General features: G+C 44.7%; 9 protein-coding genes and 1 riboswitch. Of the genes, 2 read left to right on the plus strand and 7 right to left on the minus strand.

Translation table 11 applies throughout. The features are described 5' to 3' along the window. Window positions 1–18: 18 nt before the first annotated feature. The 7 genes from AN619_RS02135 to AN619_RS02165 form a co-directional block, all read right to left on the minus strand. Window positions 19–1248, minus strand: coding sequence for a molybdopterin molybdotransferase MoeA (locus tag AN619_RS02135; protein WP_068554640.1), 1230 nt, complete (start codon window positions 1246–1248; stop codon window positions 19–21). A 14-nt stretch (window positions 1249–1262) separates the two neighbouring features. After that, window positions 1263–1973 (minus strand): ATP-binding cassette domain-containing protein, encoded by a 711-nt coding sequence (locus AN619_RS02140; protein WP_068554642.1) that lies wholly within the window; start codon window positions 1971–1973, stop codon window positions 1263–1265. A 2-nt stretch (window positions 1974–1975) separates the two neighbouring features. After that, entirely contained in the window at window positions 1976–2671 is a 696-nt protein-coding gene (locus AN619_RS02145; RefSeq protein ID WP_068554643.1) for an ABC transporter permease, read from the minus strand. Between the two features lie 9 nt (window positions 2672–2680). Next, on the minus strand, window positions 2681–3547 hold the full coding sequence (locus AN619_RS02150) for a substrate-binding domain-containing protein (protein WP_068554646.1): 867 nt from the start codon (window positions 3545–3547) through the stop codon (window positions 2681–2683). Window positions 3548–3715: 168 nt separating this feature from the next. Then, window positions 3716–3835: riboswitch (molybdenum cofactor riboswitch) on the minus strand. Window positions 3836–3934: 99 nt separating this feature from the next. Next, the gene (gene mobA, locus AN619_RS02155; RefSeq protein ID WP_068554648.1) at window positions 3935–4537 is read right to left on the minus strand and encodes a molybdenum cofactor guanylyltransferase; all 603 of its coding nucleotides are present in this window, start codon (window positions 4535–4537) and stop codon (window positions 3935–3937) included. Between the two features lie 128 nt (window positions 4538–4665). Beyond that, window positions 4666–5541: a formate/nitrite transporter family protein gene (locus AN619_RS02160; RefSeq protein WP_068554650.1), complete on the minus strand. Its 876-nt coding sequence runs from the start codon at window positions 5539–5541 to the stop codon at window positions 4666–4668. Between the two features lie 107 nt (window positions 5542–5648). Further along, window positions 5649–5834: a hypothetical protein gene (locus AN619_RS02165; RefSeq protein ID WP_068554652.1), complete on the minus strand. Its 186-nt coding sequence runs from the start codon at window positions 5832–5834 to the stop codon at window positions 5649–5651. Between the two features lie 150 nt (window positions 5835–5984). Here AN619_RS02165 and AN619_RS02170 point away from each other — a divergent pair, with 150 nt between their 5' ends. Next, window positions 5985–7931 carry a sigma-54-dependent Fis family transcriptional regulator gene (locus AN619_RS02170; protein ID WP_068554660.1) on the plus strand — a complete coding sequence of 649 codons (1947 nt, stop codon included), beginning with the start codon at window positions 5985–5987 and terminating at the stop codon, window positions 7929–7931. Window positions 7932–8040: 109 nt separating this feature from the next. Further along, window positions 8041–9888: an aldehyde ferredoxin oxidoreductase family protein gene (locus AN619_RS02175; protein WP_068554654.1), complete on the plus strand. Its 1848-nt coding sequence runs from the start codon at window positions 8041–8043 to the stop codon at window positions 9886–9888. Window positions 9889–10158 lie beyond the last annotated feature (270 nt).

The following is a 10158-nucleotide window of genomic DNA, read 5'->3' on the forward strand; positions in this document are numbered from 1 at the left end:
ATCGCTTCTCCCCCTATACTAAAATAGTATCACCTTTACCTTCTCCCCTTTTTGAATTCCCTCTTTGTTGGTTTCAATTCGAATGTATCCATGGGATTTTGTCAGAAGGGTGATAGCTCCCGATTTTCCATGTACGGGTCTTGCCAAATATTCTCCATGGACCTCTTCCACCACCACCATCTGATAAGTTTCTTTTCCCGGCGAAGCATGGATGTTTGCATCGGCTTTGGCGTAGATTTCCAACTTTTTCTGTCCATCCAAGGATTGCATTTTTTCCAAAAGATAGGCGGTAAAAATCTGAAATACGATGATTGCTGAAACGGGATGGCCGGGAAGCCCGAAGACAGCCTTGTTTTTTGCCTTTCCTATAATCGTAGGCTTTCCGGGTTTCATGGCAACCCCATGGACAAAAACACCAGGCTCCCCCAGAGAATGGATGACTCTTGCCGTGGCATCCTTTGCCCCCACGGAGCTTCCCCCAGAGATAACCAAAATATGACTGTTTTCCAGGGCTTCTACCGCAGCACGCCGCAGCAGCTCATCATCATCCTTAATGACAGCCCTATAGGTCACGATCGCCCCCAATTCCTTCGCCATGGCCCACAGGGCATAGGTGTTAATATCCCGTATCTGTCCAAATTTTATGTAGGAAAAAGGATCGACAATTTCATCTCCTGTAGAGATAATCGATATTTTAGGTTTTTCAAATACTTTCACATACCTTATCCCTAAAGCGGCAAGGGCTCCAATATCTTGGGACTTTAACCTTCTTCCTTTGGAGAAAAGCAGCTCCCCTGCCCTGATGTCTTCCCCCTTCAGGATCATTCCCTCTCCGGGGGCAACCGACTGATAAACGGCGATGGTTCCTTCATCCAGAGATTCTGCATATTCCACCATCACCACCCCATCTGCTCCCTCCGGTATCATCCCCCCCGTAGGCACATAGACTGCCTCTCCGCTTCTTATCTTCAGATTAGTGCCTTCCCCCATTTCTACCCTGCCGATAACCTGCAAAAATGCAGGCAATCCTTCACCGGCACCAAAAGTATCCTTGGCTGCCACGGCATACCCGTCCACAGTAGACCGATGGAATTCCGGCAAGTCTACGGGAGCATAGACATCCTCGTATAATACTCTGCCCAGCCCTTCTTCAACGGCAATTTTCTCATATGCTAAAACCACATCCTGAAAAAAAACATCCATCTTTGCCCTAGCTTCTTCCACTGTATCCACTTTCAGCAATTCCATGCCCAATCCCCTTCCTAAATGATAATTTCTCCTTCCATAAACCACTTGGTCTTTATATTTCGGGGAGAAAAAATGACTTCCCTCATTTCCCCAAACTCCTCTACCTTTCCTTTATCCATAAACACAATATCTCCGCACAATCTCTTGGCCTGATGAATATGATGGGTAACCAAAAGGATGGTCGTACCTTCTTTTGCGTTTGCCTGTTTTATCATGGATTCCATCACAACCATGGAAGCCGGATCAATATTGGCAGTGGGCTCATCCAAAAGAAGCAAGGCAGGTTTGAATACCAATGCCCTGGCCAAAGCAACCTTTTGGGCCTCTCCTCCCGACAAAGTCCAAGCTTTGCGATAGAGCAAGTCTTCCATTGCCATTTCTTCTGCAAGCTGCCGGACCCTTGTTTCAATTTCTTTTTTTGCCACCTTCCGCAGCATCAAAGGATAGGCTATGTTATAAAATACGGTATCCCGCAGCAAATAAGGCTTTTGAAAAACTACTGTCATATTTTGATATACATCTCCACTGCTTTCCTTCCCGTCATAATAGATTTTTCCCGAAGTGACTCCATCAAGACCGCCTAAAATCTTGACCAATGTACTTTTCCCGGCTCCGTTGGGCCCCATGATTCCACAGAAAGAACCCCTTGCAATCTTCAATTCCTCTATCTCCAAGACCCTGTGCTGCCCGTAGTTTTTCACCAAGTTGCTGATGACAATCTCCATGTTTATTCTCCCCGTTGATAATAGTATAGGATGGTGTTTACCGTAAAGGATATTCCCAAAAGTACCATACCCAGGGCAATGGCCATCTCATAATTTCCCATGCTCTGGAGCATAGTAATGGTTGTGGTCATGACCCTGGTATGGCCTTTGATATTTCCTCCTACGATCATCACTGCCCCCACCTCCGATACAGCCCGTCCATATCCCGTTACAATCCCTGTCAATATATCGATCCGCAATTCTTTCATGAGCAGGAGAAGGGTATGCCGAGAATCTGCACCGAGGGTTTTGGCAAGAATCTGTACCGTTTTCCCTTTTTCCTTGGTCCCATTGTAAACAATACCCGTAATGATGGGTATGACCAGACAGGTCTGGGCAATGATCATGGCAGTAGGGGTATAGACCAAGCCTAAAAACCCAAAGGGTCCTTTCCTGGAGATCAGGAGAAAAACCACAAGCCCTGCAATCACAGGCGGCAAGCTCATCAGGGTATATACAAAACGAATCACAATATTTTTCCATTGAAAATCTTTGATTCCCAGCAGAATACCCACGGGTATCGCCAGGAGAGTTGCAAAAAAAGTAGCCATGAGAGAAACATACAAGGACAAAAAGATGATGCTGTATACCTCCTGATCAAAAGACAGAAGCAGTATGATGGCCTGTTTGCATCCTTCCAGTATTTCTCTCACAGTCATTCCTCCTTGCTATTCAGCATTAGGTATAAATAAGGATTGCCCATAGCTATCTTTGCCAAATGCACCGATAAGCTTCTGTCCTTTTTCGGAAAGAATCCATCGGATCAATTGTTGGGCCCCCTCATGATTGATTCGATCATTCTTATCAGGATTGACAGCAATGATGCCATATTGATTATAGAGCTTGCTGTCCCCCTCCACGACAATCTGCAGGTCTATTTTATCCCTCATAGAAAGGTAAGTAGCCCTATCGGATAAGGTATATCCCAGCATTTCATTGGCTATGAGAATAGTTTCTCCCATTCCTTTCCCCGCTGAAATATACCAATTCCCTTGGGGTGCGATACCTGCCATTTCCCAATATTTCAGCTCTGCCTGATGGGTACCGGAATCATCTCCCCTAGAAATAAACTTGCCTTTCTTCACAGCAATGATAGTTACAGCCCTGACAATATCTTGCCCTGCCCGTTCCTTTATTTTCAACGGATCATCCTTGGGTCCGATCAGCACAAAGTCATTGTACATCACATCAAATCGTTGGAGACCGTGGCCCGCCTTCACAAATTCTTCTTCGGATGCCTTGGCATGGACCAGTAGCACATCGGCTTCTCCGTTTTCGCCTAGCTTCAACGCCTGTCCTGTCCCTACGGCAATCACTTTCACTTCGATTCCCGTATCTTCTTTGAATTTAGACAGCAGATCATCCAACAGTCCGCTGTTCTCCGTACTGGTGGTGGTGGCCATAATCACCGGTGGATTTTCTCCTATATGTACTCCTTCCTGGGCTTTTTCTGTCTTGGCACATGCAGTCGGAAAAAGCAGTGGTAGCATAAAAATAAAAACCAAAATCCATACTTTTTTCCTGTAGCGATCCATTGTCATTCTCCTTCTTTGATTTTCTGCAAAAAGCGTGTCCCCTTTCCAGGCATCAGCGTTGCCAAAATTCCTGCCGGAAGTTGCCATACCGTAAAACGTCATGGGGCAATTTCAGGTCCAGGGCATACAGAATAAAAAAACAATCCCAGAAAGGATTGTTCACGCATTTTGTCAATGATGATTTTTCCTTTCCAAGCACGGGAGGTATAAGAATTTCTTCTTATGCCCATAGGTCATATTCTCATGGTATAGCACGTTAGACAATATGACTCGGAAAAACATATCCCTTATGCAGTTGCAGCCTATATGTTATAAAGATTATAACATCTTTTTGTTTCGAAAACTATATATTTTAAAAATTTTCTGATGAATCTCCCTGTTTTTTTCTTACCTTCCGCCTATTCCATAGCGTTCCATGTCTTCCACCCTATTCAGATTCATAAACATCTCCCACCCGGGACTAAACTGTCTTGCAATCCCTTCTTCTATATATAAAATTTCTGACCCTTTGAGCACCTCATGGATTTTCCTTTGGCCTTTCCGCATATTTTGCTCCATCTTTGGAATAAGTTTCCTGTGATAAAAGCCGTTGAAGGGCTCCAGCCATTCCCCAAATCGGGTAATCAACCCGTCCCTCTCTCGAGACCAACCCCGGATGATTTCCCTCATATAACGGATATAATCCAAATGAATATAGGGCATATCACAAGCAATAACATAGTTGTACAAACTTCCCGAAGAAACCAGCCCCCCATGGATTCCCCCCAAGGGGCCGAAGCCCTTCCACTGATCCTCCACAGCTTTGCAATCATAATCTTTATATTTCTCCGGTTGATTGGTTACCACAATAATTTCCCGGAAGACCTCTTTTAATTTTTCGATCTGAAGGGCTACGATGGTTTGTTTTCCGATGGTAAGAAACTGCTTGTCAAAGCCCATCCTGCTGCTGTTGCCCCCAGCCAATATAATCGCCGTATCCTGATATAGCATTTTATGCTCCTCCCTGTCCACATAAAGACATAACTCATCCTTTAGCGTTCTATGTCTATATTCCATTATAGCATACGCGATCCCCATAAATAAAAATTCCCATGTCCTTGTCGACATGGGGTCTTCATTTATGCCGCTTCTTCTTTTTCCGCCGGCGCTTCCTTCTTATTTTTCTTTATATATACAAACCAGTACACACCACCCACAAAAAGAGCTCCACCGATAATATTTCCTAAGGTAACGGAGAAAAGATTGTTCCAGAAGAAAGAACCCCAGTTTACTTGGGCTAGTTTTTCCGGCGCCAGACGGGACGCTTCAGCCCAAAGAGGATTTCCCTTTGCCATGATGCCGGCAGGGATATAATACATATTGGCAATACTGTGTTCAAAGCCGGAGGTAATGAACAACCATATGGGAAAAAAGATGCCAAGAATCTTGCCTGTTATATCCTTTGCTCCATAGGCTAGCCAGACAGCCAGGCATACCAACCAGTTGCACATGACCCCCAGATAAAATCCTTGGACAAAGGTAAGGCTCACTTTGTAGGATGCAATTTTTATGGTAATGCCCCCCAAGCCGTTGGCACCGCTGTTGAATAATCCCGATTGCACTATCATATAGGCAATAAGAACAGATCCGATAAAATTTCCTGCATAGACAAACAACCAATTTTTAAACATCTGGCTAAGTTTTACTTTGCCGTCTAAAACTCCCATAAAAATCAGAGTATTCCCCGTAAAAAGCTCTCCCCCCGCCAATATCACCAACATCAAACCCGTTCCGAAGATGGCCCCTGCCAGTGCCCTCCCCAATCCGTAGGTTTCCGGTTTCGAAAGCAAATTGAAAGCTGCCATATTGGACCCTTCCGCCGCAAAAGCAATAAAAGCCCCTGCCAAAATTCCCAGCAACAGTTGGTGTACCCATGGCAGTTTTACTTTTTTCATCCCCGTTTGTATGGTAGCTGCCGCAATTTCTGCGGGTATTAGATAGTTTTTCTTATCCATATTCTCCATCCCTTCTTCTGCACTTGTATTTTCACAAGGTACATTCTTCGTATAGTTTACAACTTTAAAATTGAATTTATTTTAAAAGTTGTACTTTTGAATAGCCATTAGCCGTCAGTTGCCCGTTGCCAGGCACCAGTACCGGCAGTTGCCAACAAGACATTTGCTGCACAAAAAAATTGTCTTTGATAAAGGCATCCATTAAACTTTAGGATTGTATCCCTCATAAATAAAATATATGGATCTGCCGTCACCAAAACGTCGAATATTTTTTTTGGCAAATTTTCATTCATTCTCTCTACCCCTTGGGTTATAATGAAAGTGAAGCAATTCCAAAATTGAATACTGCTTGTTCGGATCAATCAATTTTCTGTCATAACTTCCAGTTGCCAACCTCTAGCATCTGGCAACTGGCAATAAGGGAGGAGATCCTATTGAAAACCATGGATACCCTAAAGGAAAAACCTTATATATGCCGGTCCCATGAACGCTGTAGACAAATGGGCATTGACATGACAAGAATTTTCAGCAGCAAAATGATAGCAGGCGATGTACTGCAGAAAAAATTAGAAGAAAAACGAGAACTGATTATCACTGCCGAACCCTTTATGAATCAACTGTACAACTTTGTGAAGGGCTCCGATTTCTTTTCCATCCTGACCGATGAGGAGGGCTGCATTCTTAGTGTCATTGGAGATGAGGGAATCCTGTCGGAAGCCTTTGATTTAAAAATGATTCCCGGCGCCTACATGGACGAGCAGCATATAGGCACCAATGCCATGGGTACTGCCCTAGCCGAAGGAATACCTGTCCAAGTATCTGGAAGCGAACACTTTATACAAGCCTATCACCGTTGGACCTGCTCTGCCTCCCCCATCAGAAATCCAGAAGGAAAGATTATCGGTACCCTGGATCTGACAGGCTACAGTGCCCTGGTGCACTCCCATACCTTAGGGATGGTAGTGGCTGCTGCCAATGCCATTGAAAAAATGCTGGAAGTAAAGAGCTATACGGACCAGCTGGTGCTGGCAAAGCAACACATTGAAACAATTATTGACTCTATCCCTGCAGGGATTCTCACCTGTGACCTGAATGGCTCCATTCAATTGGCCAATCAATATGCTGCGGAGATGTTCGGTTTCAGAGAAAAGGAAATATGGCGAATGAAAATCTGGGAGTTGTTTGAAGGATGGGAGATAGTACAATCCACCCTCTCTGCCAAAGGAAGCTTTTTGGATGAAGACGTCTATGTAAATGCCCGCAAAAACAAGCTTCAGTTCAGCCTTAGTGCTTATCCTATCATCGATAGAGAAGAAAATCTTCGAGAAATCATTTGCGTATTCAAAGAAGTAAAAAAAGCTCGAAAGCTGGCAAATAAAATTATGGGACGTCAAGCCATCTATACCTTTGATAAAATCATAGGAAGAAATGAAAGATTTCTCCAAACCATAGAATATGCCAAAAAAATTGCCGACAGCAAATCTACTATTCTCATTTTGGGAGAAAGCGGCACCGGAAAGGAAATCTTTGCCCAATCCATTCACAATCACAGCGGCCGCAGGGACGAACCTTTTGTCGCCGTCAATTGTGGTGCCATTCCACGAAACCTCATCGAATCGGAATTATTCGGATATGAAGAAGGCGCTTTTACCGGTGCCAAACGGGGTGGAAACCCTGGAAAATTTGAAGTTGCCGACGGCGGCACCATTTTCTTGGATGAGATCGGTGAAATGCCTTTGGAAATGCAGCCCAATTTATTGCGAGTAATCGAGGAGGGTGTCATCACCAGAATTGGCAGCACAAAACAAATTCCCGTAAACGTAAGGATTATTGCCGCTACCAACAGGGATCTGCGTCAAGAGGTGGAAAAGGGCAATTTCAGGAAAGATTTGTACTACCGCCTCAATGTCCTGCCCATCTATCTATCTCCTCTGCGGGAACGAAAGGATGATATTCCTTTGTTGATGGAATACTTTATAGGAATCGTCTCCCGGCGTTTAAACAAACGGACGGTAAAAATCCCCCCGGAATACATGAGGCATTTGATGGATTATGATTGGCCGGGCAACATCCGGGAATTAGAAAACATTGTAGAACTGATCATCAACACCGAATCCTTGCCCCAGGACCTGTATAAGAAAAACCTCAGCTTCCAGCCCCACCCTGAGAAAGACGTGGAGGATTGTCTTCAATTGGAACACATGGAACACCAGCACATTCTCTATGTCTTAAAAAAATTTAAGGGAAATATTTCCGTCGCCGCGGAAGCTCTGGGCATTGGCAGAAATACTCTTTATCGGAAAATCCATAAATATAAAATTGATTGTTCTATTTTTGAACAATGTTCTGATTTGGAACAATCCTCTTTTTCGATGTATGTTCCATTTTAGTACATTTTCTTTTACCATCCCTGCTCCCGCAGGGATTTTTTCTTTGGCACTATCTTTGCATCTTTAGGTTGTTGTCAGAAAATTTATAAAATAATAAAGGGGGATGTTTATGTTTGGCTATGCAGGAAAGATTTTAAGAATCAATTTAAAGGAGAAACAGTGGAGGATAGAGCCTCTGGACGTGGAAAAAGCTACAAAATACATCGGCGGCAGAGGTTTGGGTACAAAAATTCTATCGGAAGAAATTCATCCGGAAGTAGACCCGCTGAGTCCGGAAAACAAATTGATTTTTATCACGGGTCCCTTAACGGGAACACCTGCACCCACAGGGGGAAGGTATATGGTGGTGACAAAATCTCCCCTGACCGGCACGGTAGCCTGTTCCAACTCCGGCGGATACTGGGGAGCAGAGTTGAAATTCTGCGGACTTGACATGATTATCGTAGAAGACAAAGCCGATTCTCCTGTGTACATCAGTATCGAGGATGACCGCATCGAGATTAGGAATGCTTCTCACCTTTGGGGCAAGCTGGTATCGGAAACCACAGAAATCCTTGAACAGGAATGTGCAGAGAAGGCAAAAATCCTTACCATCGGCCCTGCCGGTGAAAGGTTGTCAAAAATTGCCTCCATTATGAATGATTATGACCGTGCTGCCGGCCGTTCCGGTGTAGGTGCCGTGATGGGTTCAAAAAATTTAAAGGCAATTGTGGTGAAGGGAACAAAAAAAGTTGAGCTGTCCCTGCCTGAGCGGTTCAAGGAAATCGTCTCCCTCTGCAACCGGAAGATCCGTGAAAACGGTGTCACCGGCCAAGGGCTTCCCGCCTATGGCACAGCAGTTCTTGTAAACATTATCAATGAAAACGGTGTATTTCCTACAAATAATTTTCAAACCGCTTATTTTGACAAAGCTGAAGAAATCAGCGGTGAAACCCTTGCAGAAAAATATCTGATCAAAAAGGATCCCTGCTACCGATGTCCTATTGCCTGTGGCCGCTACTGCAAGGTAGATGATATTGAAGGGGGAGGTCCTGAATATGAGACCATCTGGGCCTTTGGTTCCGATTGCGGCGTATCCGATCTCGGCGCCATCATCAAAGCCAACTACTGGTGCAATCAGATGGGCCTGGATACCATATCGGCAGGTGCTACCATTGCTGCCGCCATGGAGCTGTATGAGAAGGGGTTGATTCAAGAAGAAGAATTGGACGGTGTATCCCTTCAGTTCGGCGATGCCGACGCCATCATTGCATGGACCAAACGTATGGGTTTGCGGGAAGGTCTGGGAGATAAACTAGCCGAAGGCTCCTATCGGTTGTCCGAAATGTACGGTGTTCCGGAATATTCCATGACCGTAAAGAAGCAGGAACTTCCTGCCTATGACCCCAGGGGAATTCAAGGCCATGGCCTGCAGTATGCTACTTCCAACAGGGGTGGTTGCCATGTAAGAGGGTATTTAATCTCTCCGGAAATATTAGGTCTGCCTGAAAAATTAGACCGCTTTTCTCTGGAAGGCAAAGCCCAATGGGCAAAGACATTCCAAGATTTAACGGCTGTCATTGATTCCGCCGGTCTGTGCCTATTCACTTCCTTTGCCATGAATGCCCAGGACTACAGCGACCTGCTCAATGCCGCAGTTGGTACAGATTTTACCCCAGAGACAATTTTAGAAACAGGCGAAAGAATCTGGAATATAGAAAGATTATTTAATCTGCAGGCAGGCATTGACGGTTCTCAGGATACCCTGCCGAAGCGCCTGCTTCATGAGGCGATTCCGGAAGGCCCGTCAAAGGGTAGCGTCCATCGCTTGTCGGAGCTTCTTCCCCAATATTATGCCTTAAGGGGTTGGGATGAAAAGGGAGTTCCCACTCCGGAAAGGTTAGGAAAGCTTGAAATTATTCCTGAGGAAGGAGCATCACAGCAAGAGGCGGCAGCCGGAAACAAGGAATCTTTATAGAATCTCAAGGGTTCCCGAGCACTCTGTTACTTTGTCTCCAGTTTGAAGGGCTTCCATAGGAGGCCCTTTCTTTTGAAAGTTCTGAAAAAGATTTTGTTCCTGGCCCCATGGGTTGTGGTTAGAATTCCTTATGAAATATAGTATCTATAGTTTTGCACAAAAGAAAGCCCTTAAAGTTCCTTAAAGTTTCACCTTAGCACTGTTATGAAGCAATAGAAAGTATAGCATCTTTTACGGACGTATTTTTCTCTACTTCTTGATCTAATGCGG

This window comes from Thermotalea metallivorans (assembly GCF_001562415.1).
Taxonomy (GTDB): Bacteria; Bacillota; Clostridia; order Peptostreptococcales; family Thermotaleaceae; genus Thermotalea; species Thermotalea metallivorans.

Bases quoted from the DNA above. Each gene is read 5' to 3' on its own strand.
- mobA (WP_068554648.1), bottom strand. From the start codon at position 4,537: ATGCTATATCAGGATACGGCGATTATATTGGCTGGGGGCAACAGCAGC.
- AN619_RS02170 (WP_068554660.1), top strand. From the start codon at position 5,985: ATGGATACCCTAAAGGAAAAACCTTATATATGCCGGTCCCATGAACGC.
- AN619_RS02150 (WP_068554646.1), bottom strand. From the start codon at position 3,547: ATGGATCGCTACAGGAAAAAAGTATGGATTTTGGTTTTTATTTTTATG.
- AN619_RS02145 (WP_068554643.1), bottom strand. From the start codon at position 2,671: ATGACTGTGAGAGAAATACTGGAAGGATGCAAACAGGCCATCATACTG.
- AN619_RS02175 (WP_068554654.1), top strand. From the start codon at position 8,041: ATGTTTGGCTATGCAGGAAAGATTTTAAGAATCAATTTAAAGGAGAAA.
- AN619_RS02165 (WP_068554652.1), bottom strand. From the start codon at position 5,834: ATGAATGAAAATTTGCCAAAAAAAATATTCGACGTTTTGGTGACGGCA.
- AN619_RS02135 (WP_068554640.1), bottom strand. From the start codon at position 1,248: ATGGAATTGCTGAAAGTGGATACAGTGGAAGAAGCTAGGGCAAAGATG.
- AN619_RS02140 (WP_068554642.1), bottom strand. From the start codon at position 1,973: ATGGAGATTGTCATCAGCAACTTGGTGAAAAACTACGGGCAGCACAGG.
- AN619_RS02160 (WP_068554650.1), bottom strand. From the start codon at position 5,541: ATGGATAAGAAAAACTATCTAATACCCGCAGAAATTGCGGCAGCTACC.